At 68.7% G+C, this 22,652-nt stretch carries 19 protein-coding genes; 7 read left to right on the top strand and 12 right to left on the bottom strand.

The window, feature by feature from the left end; genetic code table 11:
- Positions 1 to 12 precede the first annotated feature (12 nt).
- The 3 genes from PTQ19_RS00590 (at position 13) to PTQ19_RS00580 (ending at position 2,976) form a co-directional block, all read left to right on the top strand.
- Positions 13 to 2,028, top strand: a complete 2,016-nt coding sequence (locus tag PTQ19_RS00590; RefSeq protein ID WP_274368051.1) for a BCCT family transporter — start codon at positions 13 to 15, stop codon at positions 2,026 to 2,028.
- 102 nt (positions 2,029 to 2,130) lie between these two features.
- The gene (locus PTQ19_RS00585) at positions 2,131 to 2,277 is read left to right on the top strand and encodes a hypothetical protein (RefSeq protein ID WP_274368050.1); all 147 of its coding nucleotides are present in this window, start codon (positions 2,131 to 2,133) and stop codon (positions 2,275 to 2,277) included.
- Positions 2,278 to 2,280: 3 nt separating this feature from the next.
- Positions 2,281 to 2,976: an SGNH/GDSL hydrolase family protein gene (locus tag PTQ19_RS00580; protein WP_274368049.1), complete on the top strand. Its 696-nt coding sequence runs from the start codon at positions 2,281 to 2,283 to the stop codon at positions 2,974 to 2,976.
- A gap of 129 nt (positions 2,977 to 3,105) precedes the next feature.
- On the opposite strand, the gene PTQ19_RS00575 is transcribed toward PTQ19_RS00580, so the two are convergent.
- The 7 genes from PTQ19_RS00575 to PTQ19_RS00545 are packed head-to-tail and all read right to left on the bottom strand — an operon-like array spanning position 3,106 to position 11,474.
- The gene (locus PTQ19_RS00575; RefSeq protein WP_274368048.1) at positions 3,106 to 3,390 is read right to left on the bottom strand and encodes a metal-sensitive transcriptional regulator; all 285 of its coding nucleotides are present in this window, start codon (positions 3,388 to 3,390) and stop codon (positions 3,106 to 3,108) included.
- Positions 3,387 to 5,093, bottom strand: coding sequence for an FAD-dependent oxidoreductase (locus PTQ19_RS00570; protein ID WP_274368047.1), 1,707 nt, complete (start codon positions 5,091 to 5,093; stop codon positions 3,387 to 3,389). Before PTQ19_RS00570 ends, PTQ19_RS00575 begins: the two co-directional genes overlap by 4 nt.
- 40 nt (positions 5,094 to 5,133) lie before the next feature.
- Positions 5,134 to 6,783 carry a dipeptide ABC transporter ATP-binding protein gene (locus tag PTQ19_RS00565; protein ID WP_274368046.1) on the bottom strand — a complete coding sequence of 550 codons (1,650 nt, stop codon included), beginning with the start codon at positions 6,781 to 6,783 and terminating at the stop codon, positions 5,134 to 5,136.
- Entirely contained in the window at positions 6,780 to 7,577 is a 798-nt protein-coding gene (locus PTQ19_RS00560) for an ABC transporter permease (RefSeq protein ID WP_179409436.1), read from the bottom strand. The genes PTQ19_RS00565 and PTQ19_RS00560 overlap by 4 nt, the downstream gene beginning before the upstream one ends.
- Complete coding sequence (locus PTQ19_RS00555; RefSeq protein WP_224818525.1) at positions 7,574 to 8,587, bottom strand: ABC transporter permease; 1,014 nt, start codon at positions 8,585 to 8,587, stop codon at positions 7,574 to 7,576. Before PTQ19_RS00555 ends, PTQ19_RS00560 begins: the two co-directional genes overlap by 4 nt.
- A gap of 46 nt (positions 8,588 to 8,633) precedes the next feature.
- A complete protein-coding gene (locus tag PTQ19_RS00550) occupies positions 8,634 to 10,229 on the bottom strand; it encodes an ABC transporter substrate-binding protein (protein WP_274368045.1) in 1,596 nt (531 codons plus the stop codon).
- A gap of 39 nt (positions 10,230 to 10,268) precedes the next feature.
- Complete coding sequence (locus tag PTQ19_RS00545; RefSeq protein WP_206550781.1) at positions 10,269 to 11,474, bottom strand: amidohydrolase family protein; 1,206 nt, start codon at positions 11,472 to 11,474, stop codon at positions 10,269 to 10,271.
- A 141-nt stretch (positions 11,475 to 11,615) separates the two neighbouring features.
- Here PTQ19_RS00545 and PTQ19_RS00540 point away from each other — a divergent pair, with 141 nt between their 5' ends.
- From PTQ19_RS00540 to PTQ19_RS00530, 3 genes are all read left to right on the top strand, one after another.
- Positions 11,616 to 12,398, top strand: coding sequence for a GntR family transcriptional regulator (locus tag PTQ19_RS00540; RefSeq protein WP_179409440.1), 783 nt, complete (start codon positions 11,616 to 11,618; stop codon positions 12,396 to 12,398).
- 34 nt (positions 12,399 to 12,432) lie between these two features.
- On the top strand, positions 12,433 to 13,221 hold the full coding sequence (locus tag PTQ19_RS00535) for a hypothetical protein (RefSeq protein ID WP_274368044.1): 789 nt from the start codon (positions 12,433 to 12,435) through the stop codon (positions 13,219 to 13,221).
- A gap of 84 nt (positions 13,222 to 13,305) precedes the next feature.
- Positions 13,306 to 14,271 carry a Gfo/Idh/MocA family protein gene (locus PTQ19_RS00530; protein ID WP_274368043.1) on the top strand — a complete coding sequence of 322 codons (966 nt, stop codon included), beginning with the start codon at positions 13,306 to 13,308 and terminating at the stop codon, positions 14,269 to 14,271.
- A gap of 13 nt (positions 14,272 to 14,284) precedes the next feature.
- Here the strand turns inward: PTQ19_RS00530 and PTQ19_RS00525 are convergent, their stop codons facing one another.
- The 5 genes from PTQ19_RS00525 to PTQ19_RS00505 form a co-directional block, all read right to left on the bottom strand.
- Positions 14,285 to 15,757: a lipase maturation factor family protein gene (locus tag PTQ19_RS00525; protein WP_274368042.1), complete on the bottom strand. Its 1,473-nt coding sequence runs from the start codon at positions 15,755 to 15,757 to the stop codon at positions 14,285 to 14,287.
- Positions 15,758 to 15,837: 80 nt separating this feature from the next.
- Entirely contained in the window at positions 15,838 to 16,758 is a 921-nt protein-coding gene (locus PTQ19_RS00520) for a glycine betaine ABC transporter substrate-binding protein (protein ID WP_206821332.1), read from the bottom strand.
- A 74-nt stretch (positions 16,759 to 16,832) separates the two neighbouring features.
- A complete protein-coding gene (locus PTQ19_RS00515) occupies positions 16,833 to 17,765 on the bottom strand; it encodes an ABC transporter permease (protein WP_274368041.1) in 933 nt (310 codons plus the stop codon).
- Positions 17,765 to 19,087 carry a quaternary amine ABC transporter ATP-binding protein gene (locus PTQ19_RS00510; protein WP_274368040.1) on the bottom strand — a complete coding sequence of 441 codons (1,323 nt, stop codon included), beginning with the start codon at positions 19,085 to 19,087 and terminating at the stop codon, positions 17,765 to 17,767. Before PTQ19_RS00510 ends, PTQ19_RS00515 begins: the two co-directional genes overlap by 1 nt.
- Positions 19,088 to 19,340: 253 nt before the next feature.
- Entirely contained in the window at positions 19,341 to 20,690 is a 1,350-nt protein-coding gene (locus PTQ19_RS00505; RefSeq protein ID WP_274368039.1) for a class I SAM-dependent methyltransferase, read from the bottom strand.
- Positions 20,691 to 20,732: 42 nt separating this feature from the next.
- On the opposite strand from PTQ19_RS00505, the gene PTQ19_RS00500 reads away from it, so the two are divergent.
- Positions 20,733 to 22,640, top strand: a complete 1,908-nt coding sequence (locus PTQ19_RS00500) for a DUF5107 domain-containing protein (protein ID WP_274368038.1) — start codon at positions 20,733 to 20,735, stop codon at positions 22,638 to 22,640.
- Positions 22,641 to 22,652: the final 12 nt, after the last annotated feature.

The raw sequence follows: 22,652 nt of genomic DNA, 5'->3' as shown, positions 1-22,652 counted from the left end.
TACCGTGGGGGAATGTCTCCTCCAGAGAACACACAACAGAAACCCGCGCCGAAGAAGCTGCTCAAAGACAAGAAGATCCTCAAAGAGGTGACGCACCCCGCGCTGATTCCTGGAATCGGCGTCGAGGACACGCCTCGCATCTTCAACACCAACTGGTTCGTCTTCGGCGTCGCCGGCATTCTGGTGCTCGCGGTGGTGGTCTGGGGTTTCGCCGCACCCGATAACCTCAGCGCCACCGGGTCGACCTCGCTGACGTGGGTCACCGCGAACTTCGGCTGGTTGTTCTCGCTCCTGGCCATCCTGGTCTTCGCGTTCATGCTCGTCGTCGGCTACGGGCGCACTGGCGCGGTGCGCCTGGGAGCGGATGACGAAGAGCCCGAGTTCTCGACGGTGTCGTGGATCGCGATGCTGTTCTCGGCGGGTATGGGCATCGGGCTGCTGTTCTTCGGCCCGGCTGAACCGCTCGGCTACTTCAACGCCGTGCCGCCAGGGTTCGACTCCGAGGCGGGCACCCCGCACGCGATGCTCGACGCTCTTGCCCAGTCGATCCTGCACTGGGGTCCGATGGCGTGGGCGTTCTACGCGCTCGTCGGTGGGGCGATCGCCTATGCCGCCTATCGCCGCGGCCGCGCTCCGCTGATCTCGGCCATCTTCTACCCGATCTTCGGGCAGCGCACCGAGGGCTGGCTCGGCGCCATCATCGATGTGTTCGCCATCATCGTCACCCTGTTCGGTACGGCTGTCACCCTCGGTATCGGCACGCTGCAGATCACCAGCGGCGTCGAGTTCGTCGCGGGCATCGGACCGCTCGGCAACGGCGCGCTGATCATCGTCGTCACCGTGCTGACCGCGGCGTTCGTGGTCTCGGCGGTGTCGGGCATCAAGCGCGGCATCCGCGCCCTGTCGAACATCAACATGGTGCTCGCGGGCACCATCGGCATCGTCGTGTTCATCGCGGGCCCGACCCTGTTCCTGCTGAACATGATCCCCGCCAGCGTCTCGACGTTCCTCGGCGAGCTGTGGGTGATGCTCTCGCGCAACGCCGGTCAGGGCGAGGCCGAGGCCGCGTTCATGTCGTCGTGGACCAACTACTACTGGGCCTGGTGGATCTCGTGGACGCCCTTCGTGGGCATGTTCATCGCCAAGATCTCGCGCGGCCGTACCCTGCGTGAGTTCGTCACCGTGGTGATCATGGTGCCCTCGTCGGTCTGCATCGTCTGGTTCGGCGTACTCGGCGGCGCCGCGATGTACTTCGACAGCCAGAACGGTGAGCTGAGCGAGGTCGGTTCGTCGGAGGGCGTGCTGTTCGCGCTGTTCGACCAGCTGCCGTTCGGTGTCGTGCTGTCGGTGATCGCGATGGTCTCGATCGTGCTGTTCTTCATCACCTCGGCCGACTCGGCCGCCATCGTGATGGGCTCGATGAGCCAGCGCGGCCGGCCCGAGCCGGCCACGTGGGTCACACTCGCCTGGGGCGTCCTGCTCGGAGCCGCAGCTCTCGCGCTGCTGCTCGCCGGTGGCGAGACGGCCCTGTCGGGTCTGCAGTCGATGATGGTCGTCACGGCACTGCCCTTCGCGTTCATCGTGATCGGCATCATGATCTCGTGGGCGAAGGAACTGGCCACCGACCCGTACATGCTGCGTCAGCGCTACGCGAAGGCCGCCATCGCGCAGGGTGTGCGCCGCGGTATCGCCGAGCACGGCGACGACTTCGTGTTCGGTGCGACCGAGGTCGCGGCCGAAGAGGGCGCGGGAGCATCCATCGACTCGGACGACCCCGCGCTCACCGAATGGTACGAGACGGCTACCGGTCAGATCCCGATGGTCACCGCCGAAGACATCAACCGCACGCTCACTCCCGGACGCATCCAGCACAAGGGTCCCGACGACCCAACGCACACGGCATCCGGCGACGCGTCGCTCACCGTCGGCGAGAACCGTCGCGAGCTGCGCCGCCAGCGTCGCGAGCAGGCTCAGCGGCAGGGCGACGAGCAGCCCTCCGAGGCAGACCCGAGCGACGGCGAGAAGTAGGTTTCGGTTTCCTCCGGATGCCCTTCGGCAGGCACCGGAGGGAACCGACGCGATACGCTTTCGTGCAGTGCCCTCGCCGCAACACACCCCGAGAAGAGTCCGATGAACGCCCACCATGAAGAAGCCGAAGACCTCTCCGTCTACAGCGAGGGGCGCCAGCGCCGCATCCGCGTCGTCGCGTGGATCACGATCGTCTCGCTGATCCTCGTCGGCGGCGGCGCTACCGTGCTGACCCTGCTGCTCGGCTGATCGGTGGGCGGCGAACGCGACCGGTTGCGCGATGCCCTGGCGTCGAAGACACCCCTCACCTGGGTACTGACCGGCGACTCGATCACGCACGGCCTGCTGCACACCCGCGGCGACCGCAACTACGTCGACCACCTGCATGAGCTGATCCGCGGGGATATGGGTCGCGTGCAGGATGCCCTGATCAACACCGCCATCAGCGGTTGGCGCGTCACGCAGCTGCTCAAGGACTTCGACCGGCGCGTCGCGCACTGGCATCCGAACATCGTCACCCTCATGATCGGAACCAACGACTGCTCGACGACCGCCAAGGCGGGCGTCGTCGCGCCGCACGAGTTCGCGGCATCGGTGACGGAGTTCGTGCAGCGCGTGCGCAAGGTCGGCGCGATCCCGGTGCTGCAGACGCCGCCGACGATCGACGTCGCCCATGCCCCCGAGCGCGCACGCATCGCCGAGTTCGCCCAGGCGACCCGCGATGTCGCCGCGCGGCAGGACGTCATCCTCATCGACCAGTTCGCCCGGTTCACCGAACTCGGGGCGGGCGGGGTAGCCCACCGCCTGCTGAACGACCCGTTCCATCCCGGAGCAACCGGCCACGCCGTGCTCGCCCTGGAGATCGCCCGCGTACTCGGGCTGCAGGCGCCACCGGCATCCGATCGCGTGCTGCCGTACCTCGCGCAGCGCGTCGCCGACGCCGGCTGACACGCGTACGTTCGGCGGGACTCTGTACGTTTGGCGGGCGGTTTCGCGGCAAACCGGCGTGCATCTGTACGGACTCCCGCCAAACGTACGGGACGTGGACCGGGTATCGGTGCGGGAACGAGCCGCGTGTCAGGCGAGCGTCAGGAACAGCTTCTCGAGCTCGGCGACGGTGGGGGCGTCGTCCTCACGGACGGTGCCCTGCTCGGCGTCGGTCACGCAGCTGCGCAGCGCGGTGCTGATCACCGAGAAGCCGGCGCGGTCGATGGCCTTGCCGACGGCGGCGAGCTGGATGACGACGTCACGGCAGTCGGCCTCGTCTTCCATCGCGTCGATGACGGCGGTCAGCTGGCCGCGGGCCCGCTTGAGACGGTTGACGACCTTGCGGATCTCTTCATCGGATGCCTGAGGGCTCATGCGTACTCCTTCACAGTCGTGCGGGTGTCGGCGTGCATCCGCGTTCCGGCCACCCAGGTGAGGTAGCCGCCGTCGAGGTTGCGCACGCGACGGTCGTGCTGGCGCAGCAGGCGCGTGGCGGTGTGCCCGCGCTGGCCGACCTGGCAGTGCACGATCAGTTCACCGTCGGGCAGCTCGCCGAGTCGGGCGCGCAGCTCATCGAGCGGAACGTTGATGCTGCCCGGGATGGCGCCGCCCGCATGCTCGGTCTCGCTGCGCACATCGATCAGGGTCGCGCCGGCCGCCACGGCGGCGTCGAGCTCGTGCCACTGGATGCTGCCGGTGAGGTCGGTCGCGGCGTTGTCGGCGATGTAGCCGAGCATGTTGACCGGGTCTTTCGCCGAACCGTACTGCGGTGCGTAGGCGAGCTCGAGGCGGCTGAGCTGCGTGGCGGTGAGCCCCGCCTGCATCGCGGTGGCGATGATGTCGATGCGTTTGTCGGCACCGCTGCGGCCGATCACCTGGGCGCCCAGGATCAGATCGGTGCCGGGGTCGACCAGCAGCTTCATGGTGAGCCGCTCGGCACCGGGGTAGTAGCCGGCGTGGTCGGCGGGGTGCGCGTGGATGACGCGGTGCGCGCGTCCGGCATCCGCCAGGCGTCGCTCGCTCCACCCGACCATCGCGACGGCGAGGCCGAACACGCCGACGATCGCCGTGCCGACCGCCGGAAGGGCGTCGGCGGGGCGCTCGTCGAGCAGTCCGTGTTCCCAGGCGATGACGTCGGCCGCGGTACGGCCGTGCCGATTCGCCAGGCCCGCCATCGTGACCAGGGTCGGCTCGGCCGAGATCGCATCGATCTTCAGCGCGGCGTCGCCGACGGCGAAGATGCGCGGGTCGCTGGTGCGCTGCAGGGCGTCGACCTCGATGCCGCCGCTGGGCGCGGTCGCGAGACCCGCGGTCGTGACGATGGATGCCGCCGGGCGCACGCCACGGGCGTCGATCAGCAGGTCGGCGGCGACGGTGGTGCCGTCGTCGAGGTGCACGCCGTCGGCATCCACCGAGGCGACCGAGGTGCGCATGCGCAGGTCGACGCCGCGAGCGGCGAGTTCATCGACGACGAGAGCGGCCATCTCGGAGTCGAGGGGGCTCAGCGGATGGGCGCCGTTCTGCACGAGCGTGACGTCGAGTCCGCGGTGCACGAGGTTCTCGACGGCTTCGAGACCGATGAAGCCGCCGCCGGCGACGACCGCGCGTCCCGCGCGCGGTGCCTCATCGAGGGCCAGTTCTTCGAGAGCGAGGGTGATGCGATCGACGTCGTCGACGGTGCGCAGGGTCGAGACCGTCGGGCCGCCGTCGATCTGGTCGAACGCGTCGCGTGGAGTGGCGCCGACGGCGAGAATCAGGTGGTCGTACGCCTCGTCGATCACGGCGCCGGTGCGCGCATCGCGGATGCTGACGGTCTGGGCCTCACGGTTGATCGCGACCGCCTCGTGGCGGGTGCGCACGTCGAGCTCGAAGCGCGCGCGCAGCGATTCGGGGGTCTGCAGCAGCAGTGCCTGCCGCTCGGGGATGACCCCGCCGACGTAGTACGGCAGGCCGCAGTTGGCGAAGCTGACGTAGTCGCCCTGCTCGATCACGATGATCTCGGCCGACTCGTCGAGGCGCCGCAGACGTGTGGCGGCGGACATACCGCCGGCGACGCCCCCGATGATGATCACGCGCATCTACTGACTCCCCTTGCGCTCAAAGATACCCCCTAGGGTATCATGCGCGCTGGGTGCCGGGGATGGCGGCGATGAGCTCCCTCGTGTAATCGTGCGCCGGCTCGGCGAAGACGCGCTCGGCATCGCCGCTCTCGACGACGCGACCCTTCTGCATCACGACGATGCGGTCGGAGATCTGACTCACCACGCCCAGATCGTGCGAGATGAACAGATAGCTCAGACCGAACTCGGCCTGCAGGTCGACGAGCAGCTGCAGGATCTGCTCCTGCACCGACACGTCGAGCGCCGACACCGGCTCGTCGAGGATCATCAGCTCGGGCCCGATGGCCAGCGCCCGGGCGATGGCCACGCGCTGGCGTTGTCCGCCCGAGAGCTCGAGCGGACGACGGTCGGCCAGTTCGGGCGCCAGCCGCACGCGCTCCAGCAGATCGCGCACCAGGCTCGCCTGCGACGCGCGATCACCGATGCGGAACGACCGCAGCGGTTCCGACACGATGCGCTCCACGGTCATGCGCGGATCGAGTGATCCGAACGGGTTCTGATACACCACCTGCATCCGCCGGCGCAGCTGACGCAGCTCCTCACCCCGGGCGTGGGTGATGTCGGTGCCGTCGAGCAGCACGGCGCCGGAGTCGGCCGACACGAGCCGAGCCGCGATCCGCGCACTGGTCGTCTTGCCCGACCCCGACTCGCCGACGATCGACAGCGTCTTGCCGCGCGGCACCGCGAACGAGACGTCGTCAGCCGCGAGGAACGACCCGCCGCGTACGCCGTACGTCTTGCTCAGCGAACGCACCTCGAGAATGCTCTCGTGCGCCTGTTCCCGCACGCCCCGGTCGCGGAACGCGGTGAACACGGCGCTCTCGACAGCATCCGGCGCCTGGGGCGTCAGGCGCCCCTGACGCAGCCCCGGCGCGGCAGCCACCAGGCGACGGGTGTACTCGTGACTCGGTGCGCTGAGCACGTCGGCCGTGGCACCGCGCTCGACGATCTCACCGCGGTACATCACGATGATCTCGTCGGCCCGGTCAGCGGCGACCGCGAGGTCGTGCGTGATCAGCAGCACCGCGGTACCGTGGTCGGCCACGAGCTGGTCGAGCTGGTCGAGCACGTGCCGCTGAACCGTGACATCGAGGGCGCTCGTGGGCTCGTCTGCGATGACCAACTGCGGCCCGCACGCCCAGGCGATGCCGATCAGGGCCCGCTGACGCAGACCGCCCGACAGCTCGTGCGGATACTGCGTCGCCCGCAGCGCCGGCTCGGGAATGCCGACCTCATCGAGGATCTGCACCGCACGCGCGGCGGCCGCGGCACGCGGCATCCGCCGGTGGATCCGCAGCGTCTCGGCGATCTGCTCACCGACCCGCATCAGCGGGTTGAGCGACGAACCGGGGTCCTGCGGGACGAAGCCGATCTGCGCACCGCGCACCTTGCGCAGCATCCGCTCGGGAAGACGCGCGAGGTCCTCACCGGCGAAGCGGATCGCGCCCGCGCTGACGCGGCCGTTCTCGGGAAGACGCCGGATCAGCGCCTGGGAGACCGTCGACTTGCCCGAGCCCGATTCACCGACCAGCGCGACGACCTTGCCGGCGTGCACCTCGAAGGACACACCGTGCACGACCTCGGCGCTCCGGCCACGTGTGGCGTACTCGACCCGCAGATCTTCGACCTTGAGCAGCGGCGCAGTCATCGCTCACCTCCGATTGCGCGCGCCACCCGGTTCACGGACAGCACGACCACCAGGATCACCAGGCCGGGGATGATGCTCAGCCACGGCTGCGTCGCGATGAAGTCGCGTCCGGCCGACGACAGTGCGCCCCACTCCGGCGCGGGCGGTGGCGCGCCGAATCCGAGGAACGTGAGTGCGGAGACGCCAAGAATCGCGGTGCCAAGTTCGAGGGCGGCGACCGCGATCACCGGGCGGGCAGCGTTGGGCAAAACATGGCGGAAGAGGATCGCCGGCGTGCGCGCGCCGAGCGTGCGCGCTGCCTCGACGTACTCCTCGTTGCGCACCCTCAGCACCTGCGCGCGCATCACGCGCGCGAAGCTCCCGGCGGCTCCCAGACCGACGCCCAGACCGATCGAGATCGGCCCGAATCCCAGCGTGGCCACGACGATGAGGGCGAGAAGGATGCCCGGGATCGCGACGAGCACGTCGACCACGCGCATGATCGCGAAGTCGACCGGACCCCCGAGAAAGCTCGAGGCGAGACCGATCAGCCCGCCGACCACGACACCGACGACGACGGCGAGTGCCGCCGACACGATCGACAGCGCTGTGCCGTGCACGACTCGGGAGTACAGGTCGCGGCCGAGGTTATCGGTGCCGAACAGGTGCTCGGGGCTGGGCGGCAGCAACCGATCCTTCGGCACCGAGAGGTAGGGATCGTGCGTGGCGAGCAGCGACGGGGCGACGATCGCCACGGCGACGGTGATCAGCACCAGCACGCTGAGCGTGAATCCGGGTTGACGCAGCAGTCTCATGCCGACGCCTCCTTCTGCGACGTCTCCGGTTGAGTGCCGCGTGCCGCCGAACGTCCCGAGCGGCGCGTGCGCGGGTCGATCACGCCGTACGCCAGGTCGACGATGAGGTTGACCGTGGCATAGACGGCGGCGACCATGAGCACGATGCCCTGAATGACATTGACATCCCTGGCCAGCACGGCGTTCACGGTCATCCGGCCGATGCCGTCACGTGAGAAGACCGTCTCGACCACGGCCGTGCCCGCCGCGAGGTAGCCGATCGTCAATCCCAGCACGGTGATCGTCGGCAGCAGCGCGTTGCGCAGCAGGTGCGCGGTGAAGATGCGGCGGGGCGGTACGCCCTTGGCCACCGCGGTGAACACGTGCTGGCTGGCCTGGGCCTCCAGCACGGCCGCAGAGAACACCTGGAACAGGATCGCCCCGACCGGCAGGGCAAGGGTGATCGCGGGCAGGATCGCGCTGCCCGGCTGGCGACTGCCCGATGACGGCAGCCAGCCCAGTGTGAACGAGAAGAAGCTGATCAGCAGCAGGCCCGTGAGGAACGCGGGGATCGCCACACCGAAGGGAGGGATCTGCAGCAGCAGGTTGCGCAGCCAGCGCGTCGGCGCCAGGAAAGCGAGGAACGTGAAGACCACGGCGATGATGATCGCGATCACCAGGGCGATCGCGGCGATCTCGACGGAGTTCGGCAGCGCGCGGGCGATCATGGTCGCGACTGGCTGGCCGGTGGCGATCGAGATCCCGAGGTCGCCCTGAGCCAGCATCCCGAGGCGGTGCCAGTATTGCTCCCACGGGGTGCCCGCCAGACCGTACTGCTCGCGCATCCGCTCGAGCGTCTCGGGATCGACGACGGTGTCGCCGCCGCTCTTACTCGCGATCGCGGCGAGCAGCGGGTCGCCGGGCAGGAAGGTGACCAGGAGGAATACGACGGTGTACGTCGCCAGCACCACGAACAGGAACTGCGCCAGTTTCGGTGCGATGTAGCGCAGCGCATTCAGTGTCGCGTTCATGAGGTCGTGCCTGTCATCTCCTGATCACCTTCCTACCGAATCCGGCTCAGCGCTGGACGGTGACGTCGTACAGGTTGACCCGCGACGACGAGTCGAACGCAACGCCCGAGACGCCCTTCTGCGAGGCGTGCACCTGCGCGACCTCGAGCAGCGGCACCAGATAGGCCTGCTCGACGATGCGCTGCTGCGCCTCTGCGAGGATCGCGGTGCGCTCGACCGGGTCGGCCGTCGCGGCCTGCGCGGTCAGCTGCGCTTCGAGCTCGGCGTCGTCGATCACAGCCCAGTGCGCCTCGGATGCCGGCGAGAGCATGACGCGCAGTGCGTCGGGGTCGGTGCGGGTCAGGCCCGCCGACAGGAAGTCGAAGTCCTTCGACGCGACAGCACCGAAGAAGTCGCCCGCGGTGACCATGTTGATCTTCAGGTCGATTCCCGCCTTGGCCAGCTGCACCTGCGTCGCCTCAAGCACGTCCTGCCCGTAGAACGCCGTCACCGACACCGTCAGGGGCGTGCCGTCCTTCTCGCGGGTGCCCTCTGCGCCGACCTTCCAACCGGCGTCGTCGAGCAGCTGCTCGGCGGCGTCGAGGTCGAAGGTGAGCGCGTCGGCCTGGTCGAGGAACGACGGCGTGGCCGAGCTGAGCACGCCGGCGACCGGCTGCACCATGCTCGAGCCGGTCAGCTCGGCGATCTCGGTGCGGTCGGTGGCAAGGATCATCGCCTGGCGCACGACCGGGTCCGAGACGATCGGTCGCTCGGTGTTGGGCACGAGCGAGGTCGGGATGCCCGGGTTCGCCCGCGCGTAGATCTCGTAGTCACCCGTGCTGAACCGCTGCTCGTCGATCGCGGGCAGATCGAAGATCATGTCGAACTCGCCGGTCTGCAGACCACCCGTGCGCACGCCGGGCTCCGGCGTGATCGCGAACGTGATGCTCTTGATCGCCGCGTCGCCGCTGCTCGCACGCAGCGACGAGCCCCACCCGTAGCCCTCACGGGCCGAGAGGACGACCGCGTCGTTCGCGGTGTACTCGTCGAGCACGAACGCGCCCGAGCCGACGGGCGCCAGGCAGCGCTCCTCGGCGGTCAGCGCGGCGGTCTCATCGGAGAGCATGCCCAGGGTGATGGTGCTCGCGCCCTGCAGGAACTGCGCGTTGGGCTCGGCGAAGGTGACCTTCACCGTCGACTCGTCGACGACCTCGGTCGCCTGGTAGCCGGCGAGATACTGCGAGGCCAGCGGTGCGGTGCTGCCGAGCGCGGCCAGCGCATCGAAGTTGGCCTTGACCGTCTCGGGCGTCAGCTCCGAGCCGTCGCTGAAGGTGACACCGTCACGCAGGGTGAACGTGAACTCCTTCAATGTGTCGCTCGCGACGAATGCGTCTGCGAGCCACGGGACGATCTCGCCGGTCTCGGGATCCTGGTCGACGAGCGAGTCCACCAGCTGGCGGCTGATGTTCAGCGCCGTGGTCAGCGTGACCTGCTGCGGGTCGAGGCACACCGGGTCGTCCTGGACGGCGATGTAGAGCTCGTCACTCGTCTCGCCACCGTCGGTGGTGGCGGGGGTGCAGCCGGCGAGCAGACCGGCTCCGAGTGCAGCCGCGCCGAAGGCGGCGATCCAGCGTGTGGATGCGTGTCGTACGGGGGTGTTCACGATCGTCCTCTCTCAGGGTCCAGCGGGTCGGGTAGGCGGTCAGGCCGCGGTGGGCAGGGCGCCGTGCACGAGGCGGCCTCGTGAGACGACGGCGACGATGTTCTCGACGCGCAGGTCGGCGATGTTCTCCCAGGGGCGGCCGCGCAGCACGACGAAGTCGGCGCCGTAGCCCTCCGCGAGGGTGCCGACGCGCTTGGTCAGGCCGACGACGTCAGCAGCATCCGACGTCGCGGCGCGCAGCGCGCGCTCCGCGTCCCAGCCGAACATGTCGGCCATCAGGCGCACTTCCTCCATCTGGTCGCCGAACTGCACGAAGATGCCGTTGGCGTCGGTGCCGAGCACGAAGCGGATGCCCGCGCGACCGGCGTCACCGAAGAGCGAGTCGCGGTAGGCCACGACGTCCTTCGCCTTGTCGCGGGCATCGTCGGTGACGGCGACGCGACCATCGGCGATGGCGTCGTTGATGAGCAGGGTCGGCGCGACGGGGATGTTGCCGGCGACGAGGCGCTCCCACTGGTCGGCTTCGAGGCCCGTGCCGTGCTCGAGCGAGTCGGCGCCGACCGAGAGGGCGATCTCGTTGCCCTCGGCGGAGTGGCTGTGAGCGGCGACGGGCATGCTGAGGGCGTGGGCCTCGTCGATCGTGGCGCGGATCTCATCGAGTGTCTGGTTGCGCCAGCCGACCTTGTCGCCCATCGACAGCACGCCGCCGCTGACGAAGATCTTGATGCCGTCGGCGCCCATGCGGGCGTACTCGCGCACGAGCTTACGGCACTCGTCGGGGCTGTCGGCCGTGCGGCCACGGTGGGGGTAGTGCGGCGGGATGAAGAGGTCGCCGTGACCGGCCGTCATGCCGACGGCGCCGTGGACGAGCACGCGCGGCCCCGGCTGGATGCCCTCGTCGAACGCGCGCTTGACGGCCAACTGCCGTTCGTCGCCCGACAGGTCGCGCAGAGTGGTGACGCCCGCGCGCGCGGCCTTCTGGGCGTTGTTGGCGATGTGGAAGACCTGCTCTTCCCACGGGGTGATCAGCGGCCATGACGACCAGTCGGCATGCCCGGTTCCCGAGTAGGCGCCCAGGTGCACGTGCGTATCGACGAGGCCGGGGATGACGCAGAGCTCGTCGAGCGTCCCCTCATCGGACTGCACCGCATCGATGCGGTCGCCGGTCCAGTCGATGCGGCTCGTGCCGCGATAGGCACTGCCGTCCCAGAGGTGGATTCCCCGGATGCTCTCCGTCGTCGTCACTGCTCACTCCTTTGTAGGGATCGACTGACGCTAACAGACTCACCCGCACTTGTTGATAGGTTATTTCCATCATCGCCCAACTTGTTGACTTGTTGTGATGATTGTGACGACGCCTATGCTGTCCAAGGCGGGGGGACGCAGATGACCGATGGCACGATGAGCGCGTGGAGCGAGCGAAGGCCGCGCACGCCGCTCACCGAAGACGAGCGCATCCTCAGCGGAGTTCTGCGCCACGTCCGCGAATCCGCCGCCGCCGGAACAAGCCTCCCCGGCGAGCATCGGCTCGCCGAACTGCTCGACTGCACCCGCCAGCAGGTGCGCCACGCCCTTGCCGAGCTCGGCAACCTCGGGATCGTCACCCGGCGTCAGGGCGCGGCGACCACGATCGATCCACTTGCCCTGCGACTGAGCGCACGGTTCGAGGCCTGCGTCGAGTACGGCGATGTGCTGGCGCGCATGGGGTACACCCCCTCGGTCGAGGTACTGTCGGCCTCGTTCGAACCCACCCCCGCCGACATCGCGCCGCTGCTGCACCCCGACGTCGAACCGGTCTCGGCCCGCATCGTGCTGCGCTGGTTCGCCGATGACCAGCCGGCCATGGTCGGCACGTACATCCTGCCTCTGCCCGCCGGCACCGAGCGCCCCTTCATCGACCCCACCCGTTCGGTGTTCGACATCGCCGCGGACCTGTGGTCGGAGCGCATCGTGTGGGAGGTCGTGTCGGCCGGCGTGACGGCCCTCACCGCCGAGGAGGCCACGCAGCTGGAGCAGCCCGAGGGCGAAGTGGCCAAGATGTGGACCACGGTCGGCGTCACCGTGAGCGGAAAGCACATCTACCACGCCCGCGAGGTGCACCACCGCGACCTGGTGACGTACTCGTTCATCCGCACGGTCAAGGAGCCGTGGCGGGTCGGACCCCGCTGAGTGCGGCGGCGACGCGCAGTAGGCTGAGCGCATCATGGATGTGTTCTTCCAGGACTTCTGGGACTTCGCCCGCGACTACTGGTGGCTGATCTTCCCGATCATGGGCATGGCCGGCGGAGCCGGCAAGGCGTGGGAGCGCGCCGCCAAACGGCGCCACGAACGCCGCCTCGAAACCCTGCGGGTGAAGGGTGAGATCAAGGCCGCTCAGCTCGCCGCGCGCGGCATCGTCCCGACCCGCGAGCAGAAGCGTCGCGCCGACGACGACGACGAACGCGCCGCGAGCCGCCAGATGCTCGAGAAGCTGTTCGCTGAGCACGACGAGATCACTGCGCGCTGGCTCGACTATGAGCTCGACGTCGCCAAGCTCATCGCGTTCCCCGCGATGAGCGACGGCCGCCAGCCGCTGACGGCCGCCTTCCTGCGCGCCAAGAAGACCGCCGACGCCCTGCGCCCGGAATCATCGGATGCCACCGTGAGCGAGTCCGAGATCGCCGAGTACCTCGAAGCAGTGGGCAACTACGCCGTGGCGTTCGACGTCGCGGAACGCGACGCCCGCCGGGTGCGCGACTCGGGCTTCAGCGAAGACGAGCGCAAGCGCCTGGACCGCGCCCAGCACATGCTCGCCGTCGCCCTCGACGACGCGGCAACCCAGGCCGAGCGCAACGTCGCCTACAAGCGCGTGCGCGAAGAGCTCGACGGGCTGATCCTGCTCTCTGACGAGGCCGTCGACGCGCTCAAGAAGCAGGTCGCCGGCGAGCTGGCGGCTCCAAAGCAGGCTCCCCTGCCGCCAAGAACTCAGGACGATTCCACTTTTTCAGGATGATCCAGCCCCCGGCATCCTGAGAAGTTGCGATCGTCCTGCAGAAATGCCGGGCGCGACGCGCGCCCCGGCGCGTAGGCTCGGAAAATGGCTGACAGAGACACCGTGCGGGTCGGGATCGTCGGCGCCGGGGCGATCGCCCCGTCGCACATCGAGGCGTGGCAGGCGTTGGGCGCCGAGGTCAGCATCCTGCATCGCACGGGCGCACGCCAGCTCGGCGAGCGGTACGGCATCCGCGTGATCGACGACCTCGACGACCTGATCGCCGCGGTGGGGATCGTCGACATCATCAGCCCCACCAGCACCCATCTCGACATCGCGCGCCGCGCGTTCGCCGCGCGGCGGCACGTGGTCTGCGAGAAGCCGTTGGCGGTCACCGAGTCGGATGCCGTCGCGTTGGCAGCGGCGGCATCGGATGCCGGCATGCGCCTCTTCCCGGCCCATGTCGTGCGCTACTTCTCGGGCTACCACGCGCTGAAGCAGCGGATCGAGGCGATCGGCACCCTGGTCGAGCTGACCCTGCGGCGCACCGGGGTGGCGCCGGACGCCGCCTGGTTCTTTTCGGAGGACGCCGGCGGCGGGCTCATCCGCGACCTGATGATCCACGATCTTGACCAGGCCCGGTGGCTCGCCGGCCCCGTCATCGAGGTGACGGCCACGCAGGATCCCCCGGCCGTCGACGGACACATCCAGCCTCCGGTGTCGGCGCACGTCACGCTCACGCACACCAACGGCGCGATCAGCCACGTACGCGGCGACTGGGTCGGCCCTGAGTCCACCTTCCGGTCGGTAGCCGAGGTCATCGGCACCGACGGCACCCTGCGCGTCGACACCGCGGATGCCACTGCCTTCTCCGCAGGAGAGATCGACGCCGCAGAGGCCGCGGCACCGGCATCCGATCCGTATCGGGAGCAGCTCGCCGATTTCGTCGACGCGATCCGCACCGGGCGTGAGGCGCGCGTCACTCCCGCCGACGGCATCGCCGCGGTACGCCTGGTGGATGCCGCCTACGAGTCGCTGCGCACCGGGCGCACGGTGCGCCTGCCGCACTGACCCGCTGGCGACATCACCTCTCCAGGCCCAGCGGCCGCACGAGCACGTGCCGCCGATCACGCACCCACACGGCCCTGGTCTCGCGATGCTCGGCACGGGTCGTGAACCGGTAGCGGTACGAGACCACCCGCACCCAGCGCGGCGGCGTGCCGCCGAACGGGTCATGACGCAGCAGCCGCAGCGTTGAGGCGTCGGCCTCCAGCAGCCGCACCAGCAGCGCCGAGAACCAGTCGTCGACGGCGTGCCCGAGCGGCAGGAACCACATCAGCCAGTCCAGACGCAGATGGTACGGGGCGAACAGACGGGGCACCCGGTTCACATCACCCGGTTTGCCGCGAAACTCGTACTCCGACCAGCGGGCCGTCTCGGGGTCGGCATCCGCGGTGCCCTCGACGATCCACTCGATGCGCTCCTTCGTCACCGTGCCGAACGCGCCGTAGGCGTTGGCAAGCTGCCAACGGTTGAAGCTCGCGTTCATCAGCTGGCGATGGGCGAAAAGGTTGCGCAACGCCGGCCAGCTGAGCGCGACGTAGAGCGCACCGACGGCGGAGGTCACGACGATCCAGTAGAGCGGGATCGTCGCCTGCGGCGCCGGGTTGCGGATGCCCGCGAGCATGCCCGCAGCAACACCGAGCCCCGAGAAGGCGAGCACGATCGTCGCCCAGTTGAGCCACGCGAAGTTGCCGGTGACCACGAGCCACAGCTGGGTCAGGATGATGACGGTCGCGGCGGCGGCACCGATGAGCGTCGGCACCGGTCCGGCGATCCACAGCCCCAGCAACGGCGTGAACAGCAGGAATGGCACGACGAGTTGAGCGAAGTGATTGCCGAGCACCTCAGCGCGGTGGAACCAGCGGGGCAGCAGATGCGCCTGACGGCTGAGCGGGCCCGGCATCGGCTGGGTCTCATGGTGGTACATCAGCGCCGTCAGGTCGCGCCATTCCCGCCCGCCGCGGATCTTGATCATGCCCGCGCCGAACTCGAGGCGAAACAGCAGCCACCACAGCAACACGATCGTCACCGTCGGCGGCGGGTGTTCGGCCGACCCGAGAAAAGCCGCGAGAAACCCCGCCTCGAGCAGCAGCATCTCCCACCCGAACGCGTAGAACGTCTGGCCGATGCTGACGATCGACATGTACCCGCCCCACAGCAGCAAGAAGCAGACCATCGGCACCCAGGGCGGGCCCCACTGCGGAACGCCCACCACCAGCAAAGCAGCCAGGCCGATGCCGGCCCAGCACAGCGCGGCAAGCCGCCGATCCGTGTAGCGCAGTCGCGAGAAGAGCGTCGGCCGTAGCATCCGCCGCCTTCTCGGCGACTCGGCCACCCACGCGAGCAGGTCCGGCGCCGGCAGCAGGCCGCGCTCTCCGAGCAGCGGCCGGAACTGATTCAGCGACGAGACGAACGCCACCAGGTAGAGCGCAGCGATGCCGCGCTGCAGCACCTCACGCGCGAAGCCGAAGTCGACGGCGGCGAACCCGTCCATGTGCACAGGCTACGCCGCCCGCAACGCACCGAGGCCCCCTCCTGTGCGACAGGAGAGGGCCTCGGTGGAATGCGTTGGTCTTACTCGGTGATGAGCCAGTCGACCTGGTCGCCGAACTCGGCGATCCACGCGTCGACGGCCTCAGCCGACTTGTCCTTGTACTCGTCCGAGGTGACGAGGCTCTCGAGCGCACCGTACTGCTCGTCGGTCAGGGTGACGTCGCCGATGAAGTCAGCGGCCTCGGGGAACTCCTCGGCGAAGCCGAGCTTGCCCAGGAAGTGCAGACCCTCGGTGGCACCCATGGCGCCGTTGGGGTCTTCGAGGTCCTTCATCGGGTAGGCGCTGTTGGCCCAGAATGGACGCCACAGCGTGACGACGATCGGGTCTTCGGCGGCCACAGCCGTGTCGAGCGTGGCGAGCATGCCACCGGTCGACGACGTCAGCAGCTCGTACTCGCCGTCCAGACCGTACTCGGGCATCGCGCTCTCCTGCACGGCCTTGGTGAGTCCCGCGCCGGGCTCGATGCCGATGATCTTGCCGTCGAACATGTCGGCGTTGCCCTTGAGGTCGGCGATCGAGTTGATGTCGTCCAGGTAGTCCGGAACGGCCATCGTGAGCGCCGCGCCCTCGTAGTAGGTGCCGAGGTCTTCGATCTTGTCGCCGTACTCCTCCATGTACGAGGCGTGCGTCACCTCGGACCACGCCGACGGGTACATGTCGATGTCACCCTGCGACAGGGCGGTGTACAGCGGGCCGGCGTCGACGACGTCTTCCATCTCGATCTCGTAGCCGAGCTTCTCGAGCTGGTCGGCGAGCAGGTACGCCGTGCTCAGACCGTCGGTCCATGCGGGCAGGAACCCCATCGAGATGGTGCCCATCTCGTCGCCGGCGGGTGCGCCTGCGTCGCCCGAGTCGCCGGAGTCGCCACCGGCGCAACCGGTGAGGACGAGTGATGCCGCCGCGCCGAGCGCGACGATGCTGGTCAGGTGCCTCTTGTTCATGGTGCTTCCTTCTTTCTTCACGTATGTCTCACGCGTTCCGTATGTAGTGCTGTGTGGAAGGGACGTTCTGTGGGTCAGGCTGCGGCCGCCGAGTCGACCGTCTGCGCCGCGGATGCTGCCGACGCGCGGCGCATCTCGTCACGGCGCCGCTGCATCATGCCCATCAGCGACGAGCGGTTGCCGCCGGGGTTGCCGAGTGCCGCCGTGACGCGGTCGAGGTAGACGGCGATGAACACCACGCCGAGGCCGGCCTCGATGCCCTGGGCGACGTTGATCGTCGCGAGCGCGGCGACCACTTCCTTGCCCAGGCCGGGTGCGCCGGCCATACCGGCGATGACGGCCATCGACAGGGCGAGCATGATCACCTGGTTGACGCCGGCCATGATGGTCGGCATCGCGAGTGGCAGCTGAATGCCGCGCAGGATCTGCCCGGGCGTCGCGCCGAAGGCGTGACCGGCTTCGACCGTCTCGGAGTCGACGCCGCGGATGCCCAGCTCGGTCAGACGCACACCGGGCGGCAGCGAGAAGATCACCGTGGCGATGACGCCGGGCACGAAGCCGAGGCTGAAGAAGATGATCACGGGGATCAGGTACACCAGCGACGGCATGGTCTGCATCAGGTCGAGCACCGGCTTGATGACGGCACTGACGGTGTCGTTGCGGGCCGCCCAGATGCCCAGCGGCACGGCGATCGCGACGGTGACGAGCGTGGCGATCAGCACCAGCGCCAGCGTCTGCATCGCGTTGTCCCACTGGTCGACGCCGAGGATGACGACGAACATCACCACGGTGCCGATCGCGAGCTTCCACGAGCGCACCAGCCAGGCGATCAGCGCGAAGATGATGATCATCACCGGGGCCGCGGGTGCCATCAGCATGTTGGCGAGGCCCTCGGCGAGGAAGCCGACGAAGGCGGCGATGGCGTCGGTCAGCCAGTCCAGATCATCGCGGACCCAGTCCACGACGCTCTTTCCCCATTCACCGATCGGAATGTTGAAGCCGTCCATCAGCGCACCTCCTCTGCCTGCTCGTTCTTGTTGCCTGTACTGCCCGGAGTGCCTGCGGCGGCCGCGGTCGCCTCCTCGAGCACCTCATCGATCATGGTCGCCGACATCGGCTGAAGCGGGATCGTCAGCTCACCTGTGGCACCGCTCCCGGGGCCCAGCGCCGCCAGCAGCGTCACGCGGGGGATCACACCGGTCAGGCGTCCCTCGGTGTCCGTCACGGCGAGCGGCAGTGGCGACTCGACCGACGGGATGAACAGATTCATCAGAATCTCGTTCTCGTCGATGCTCTGCGGCACCGGCTTCACCACAGTGGCCAGCGAGGTCTCGCCCTTGCGCACGAGCTTCACGGCGTCGCGATCGGTGACGATTCCAACGAGATGGCGGTCGCGGCCGACGACGTAAGCCGCCGACATGTAGGCGTCGCGCATCTGCTTCAGCGCCGTGCGCGGGCCGGACGTCTCGGTGACCACCGGACGCGGCGTCTCCATGACATTGGCGGCGGTGAGCACGCGGGCGCGGTCCACGTCCTGCACGAACTGCTCGACGTAGTCGTTGGCCGGGTCGGTGAGGATGTCCTCAGGCGTACCGATCTGCACGATGCGACCATCGCGCATCACCGCGATGCGGTCACCGAGGAACATCGCCTCGTTCAGATCGTGAGTGATGAAGATGATGGTCTTCTGCAGCTTCTGCTGCAGTTCGACCAGCTGCTCCTGCATCTCGCGACGGATCAGCGGGTCGAGCGCACTGAACGCCTCATCCATGAGCAGGATGTCGCCATCTGCGGCGAGCGCACGGGCGATGCCCACGCGCTGCTGCATGCCACCGGAGAGCTCGCTGGGCAGCTTGTCGCCCCAGCCGTCCAGGCCCACCATGGCCAGGATCTCGCCGGCCTTCTTCAGCCGGGTGGCCTTGTCGACGCCCTTCAGCTCCAACGGGTAGGCGACGTTCGCGGCCACCGTGCGGTGCGGAAGCAGCGCGAAGTGCTGGAACACCATCGACACGTGGTCGCGGCGCACCTCGCGCAGGCGGGATCCCGAAATGCCGGTGATCTCGCTGCCTTCGATGGTGATGGTGCCGTCGGTCACATCGTGCAGGCCGTTCAGCATGCGGATCAGTGTGGACTTACCGGAACCCGACAGCCCCATGATCACGAAGATCTCACCGCGTTTGACGGTGAAACTCGCGTCGATCACTGCGGCTGTGCCGACGTCGAGTACGTCGGTACGGGACTCGCCCGCCTTCAGCCGCTTGACTGCCTGCTGTGGATTTCGGCCGAATACCTTGTACAGATTGCGCGCTTCAAGAGCGGTTTCGGACACGTTTCCCCCGTGACTCACCGGCTCCAGGGTCGGCGGTGAGTCCGTCTGGTTACGTCCGGGTCATGATCACAGGGCCGCTCGTTCATTGCCGTGCGCGGCGCGGACGCGGAGCTTCGGGCTCCACGCAGAGATCACCGACCATACGCCCGCACCCTCGGTGACATGCACAGCGTGAGGACGCGACCGCGGACTGGTCTTGGCCATCATGGCCACATTCCACCGTAACGAATGGCTGATCGGGTGGCAAATCCCGTTATCGTTTCGTGCCCTCACCGGGGATTCGCGCACGTCGCGTCGAGCGCGTCACCGTGAACTTCGGCGTGCGAGAGACCTGTTCGGTGGGGCCAACCACGCGCGTCAGAGCGCGGCGGTGGTCGAGATGCGAGTTGAACACCGTCCACACTTCACCGCCCGGCCGGACGAGCCGCGCAGCAGCCTCGATGAGCCGCCGACCCGCCCCTTCGTGCACGCTCGCACCGAGGTGGAAGGGTGGGTTGAGCAGGATCACGTCGGCGCTAGCATCGGGCAGGTCCGACCCGGCATCGTCGAGTGTGACGGTGATGCGGTCATCCAGGCCGTTCGCCGAGACCGTCGCCCGCGCCGAGCGCACGGCAGCAGCGGAGCGGTCCGTCGCAACGATCGTCGCGGTCGGGTGCTGCAGCGCGAACGCCACGGCCAGAGCCCCGGTGCCACAGCCGAGGTCGATCACCCGCATCCCCTCGTTCGCAACTCCGGAGATCTGGTCGCTAGCCCCCCCGTTTGAGGCGTTCTGCCCCGCTGCGGCCTCGTTTTTCCGGAGTTGCGAACGGCCGACCGTGCTGCCCTGCGCGCGGTAGCCCGCGCTGAGCGCCGGCATCGCGTCGAGCAGCGCCCGCGTCCCGATGTCGAGCTTGCTCCCCGCGAAGGCCCCGCCATGCGCGCAGAGCGTGAACTCCACCGGTGAGAAACCATCTGCCGTATGAGAAACCACGTGCGTGGTGGTTTCTAGAACGGGAAGTGGTTTCTCAGCGGGAGGGGACGGAGGGGAGGTACGGGAGGGAGGGGACGGAGGGGAGGAGGGGGATGGAGGGGAGGAGGGGGATGATGCCACCAGAAGGCGGGACTTGCGGGTGGCGCGTTGAGGATGCACGGACGTGAAATGACGAGCAAGCACATCGTTCTGCGTGAGCGTCATGTGCTTGACGCGGCCGCCGGCGACCAGCACGACCTCGGGGGTAGCCCAGCGCGCGACAGCATCCGCGATCTCATCCAGCGCCGCGAGCGACTTCGGCAACTGCATCAGCACCAGCTGCGCACCGCGCAGCAGTGTCTCGTCGAGCTCGTGCGTCGTGAATGCGTCCGGATCCGATCCCAGCGCGCGGGCGTTGTTCGCCAGCGCCCGGCGGCCCGTCACGAGATCCTGATGCACGCGGATGCCACGCAATCCGGCATCCGTCAGAGCGAGCGTGATCGCACCGTACTCGTCGCCGATCACGGCGATGCTGTCGCCCGCGATCCCGGCCGCACGGGCCCAGTCGACGAGCAGTTCGTCGGTGGCATCCCACGCCTGCAGGTTCGGCGCCTCGACATCGGGAAATCGCCGCAGCCTGCTGTAGTCGTACACCTGCTCACGATACCCACCGTTCGCGATAGCGTGAGCATCACCATGACTGCAACGCTGCATCTCACCACGGTCGCCCTGCCCTCCGCCCCTGTCGGACCGACCAACCCGCTGCCGCCCGTGGGCGCCATGCCCGAAGCGCCCTATGAGGCCTCGACCGCGAATCTGCCCGACGAGATCGCGGCGAACATCGCGTACGGTCGGGTCACCAGCATCCATCCGTATCTACTTCAGGACGCGTACTCGCGCGAGCGATCCCCCGCACCGATGCGGCTGGCGGTGCTGGAGAACGCGCACCTGCGCGCGGAGTTCGCGCTCGATCTCGGAGGCCGCCTCGTGCGGCTGCTCGACAAGGCCACCGGACGCGATCTGGTCTACCGCAACGCGATGTTCCAGCCTGCGAACCTGGGGCTGCGCAACGCCTGGTTCTCGGGCGGCGCCGAGTGGAACATCGGCATGCGGGGGCACTGGCCGCTGACCGCCTCACCGCTCTACGCGGCCGAGATCACGGCACCGGACGGCGCGCCGGTGCTGCGCATGTGGGAGTACGAGCGCAAGCGCGGACTGATCGTTCAGCTCGATGCCACCCTCGACGACAACGCCCCGGCGCTGCACGTGCGCGTGCGGGTGCGCAATCCGCATCCCCGCGAGACGGGCATGTACTGGTGGACGAACATCGCGGTCGCTCAGACGCCGGGATCGCGGGTGTTCGCCCCGGCGACGCACGCGTACCAGACGCAGTACGACGGTTCGCTCGGGTACGTCGACATCGCAGACCCCGACGTGAGTCGGCCGGCGAGCGCTCCGGCCGCCGCCGACTGGTTCTACGACCTGAACCGCGACCGCACGCCGTGGATCGCCGCTCTCGAGCCCGACGGTTCGGGCCTCGCGCACGTGTCGTCGCCGCGACTGCGTGCCCGCAAGCTGTTCGCGTGGGGAGACACCACCGGGGGCCGCCACTGGTGCGACTGGCTCGGCGGCGAGACGGGGGCGTACTTCGAGATCCAGGCAGGCCTGGCCACCACGCAGTACGAGCACCTGCCGATGCCGGGTGGCGCGACGTGGGAGTGGCACGAGACCTTCGTGCCGCTGCAGGTCGACGATGAGGCGCGGCATGGCGACTGGGAGAGCGCGGTCCCGGTGGTGGAGGCGGCGGTGCTGCGGGCATCCGAGGCGACGGACGCGTCGCGTCTCGAGGCGGTCGCCGACGTCACCCCGGAACGGATGCTGAACATCGGCGCCCCGTGGGGCGCGCTCGAAGCAGAGCTGGCCGCGCGCGTCGGCGAGTCGTTCGCGAGCCTTCCGGGTGTGCGCTTCGACCGGGATGCCGGTGAGGAGGGCGCCTACTGGGCGGCGCTGCTCGACGGCGAGGGCGATGCGGATGCCGCACCGCTGGATGCCCCTGCGTCGTACGTCGACGGCGAGCGCTGGGATCAGCTGTTGGCCGGCGCCGCGGCGACCTGGCTGACCCACTACCACCGAGCGGTCATCGCGCATGCGGCCGGCGAGCTGCCGCGCGCGGCGTCGCTGTACGAGGCGTCGTTGCGGCAGCGCCGCTCGCCCTGGGCGTTGCGTGGACTCGCACAGGCGCGAATCGCGCAGGGCGACACGGATGCCGGAATCACCCTGCTGACCGACGCGCTCTCGCTCGCTGCGGATGTCGTGCCCCTGGCTCTGGAACTCGGCGCGGAGTTGCTTCGCGCGGGCCGCGCCGACGAGGTGCGCGGGTTGGTGGCATCCCTCCCCGCTGAGGTGCGAGCTCTGGGCCGGGTGCGGATGCTGGATGTGCGCGCCGCACTCGCCACGGGCGACCGCGAGGCCGCGGGCGCTCTGCTTGAGGAGCGGTTCGAGGTGCCTGACATCCGCGAGGGCGAGCTGAGCATGTCGGCGCTGTGGCGGGAGGCGTTCCCCGACCGACCCGTGCCGGAGTGGTACGACTTCTCGATGAGCTGAGGCGCGGCACGG

The organism is Microbacterium esteraromaticum, from assembly GCF_028747645.1.
Classification (GTDB): Bacteria; Actinomycetota; Actinomycetes; order Actinomycetales; family Microbacteriaceae; genus Microbacterium; species Microbacterium esteraromaticum_C.
Note: the sequence above shows the minus strand (reverse complement) of the source record. Positions and strands in the feature narration are given on the sequence as shown.

What these genes read in the sequence shown, in the direction of transcription:
- PTQ19_RS00555 (WP_224818525.1), bottom strand. Translation starts at nt 8,587, where the DNA reads ATGAACGCGACACTGAATGCGCTGCGCTACATCGCACCGAAACTGGCG.
- PTQ19_RS00530 (WP_274368043.1), top strand. Translation starts at nt 13,306, where the DNA reads ATGGCTGACAGAGACACCGTGCGGGTCGGGATCGTCGGCGCCGGGGCG.
- PTQ19_RS00590 (WP_274368051.1), top strand. Translation starts at nt 13, where the DNA reads ATGTCTCCTCCAGAGAACACACAACAGAAACCCGCGCCGAAGAAGCTG.
- PTQ19_RS00525 (WP_274368042.1), bottom strand. Translation starts at nt 15,757, where the DNA reads ATGGACGGGTTCGCCGCCGTCGACTTCGGCTTCGCGCGTGAGGTGCTG.
- PTQ19_RS00535 (WP_274368044.1), top strand. Translation starts at nt 12,433, where the DNA reads ATGGATGTGTTCTTCCAGGACTTCTGGGACTTCGCCCGCGACTACTGG.
- PTQ19_RS00570 (WP_274368047.1), bottom strand. Translation starts at nt 5,093, where the DNA reads ATGCGCGTGATCATCATCGGGGGCGTCGCCGGCGGTATGTCCGCCGCC.
- PTQ19_RS00515 (WP_274368041.1), bottom strand. Translation starts at nt 17,765, where the DNA reads ATGGACGGCTTCAACATTCCGATCGGTGAATGGGGAAAGAGCGTCGTG.
- PTQ19_RS00520 (WP_206821332.1), bottom strand. Translation starts at nt 16,758, where the DNA reads ATGAACAAGAGGCACCTGACCAGCATCGTCGCGCTCGGCGCGGCGGCA.
- PTQ19_RS00540 (WP_179409440.1), top strand. Translation starts at nt 11,616, where the DNA reads ATGACCGATGGCACGATGAGCGCGTGGAGCGAGCGAAGGCCGCGCACG.
- PTQ19_RS00560 (WP_179409436.1), bottom strand. Translation starts at nt 7,577, where the DNA reads ATGAGACTGCTGCGTCAACCCGGATTCACGCTCAGCGTGCTGGTGCTG.
- PTQ19_RS00565 (WP_274368046.1), bottom strand. Translation starts at nt 6,783, where the DNA reads ATGACTGCGCCGCTGCTCAAGGTCGAAGATCTGCGGGTCGAGTACGCC.
- PTQ19_RS00500 (WP_274368038.1), top strand. Translation starts at nt 20,733, where the DNA reads ATGACTGCAACGCTGCATCTCACCACGGTCGCCCTGCCCTCCGCCCCT.
- PTQ19_RS00575 (WP_274368048.1), bottom strand. Translation starts at nt 3,390, where the DNA reads ATGAGCCCTCAGGCATCCGATGAAGAGATCCGCAAGGTCGTCAACCGT.
- PTQ19_RS00585 (WP_274368050.1), top strand. Translation starts at nt 2,131, where the DNA reads ATGAACGCCCACCATGAAGAAGCCGAAGACCTCTCCGTCTACAGCGAG.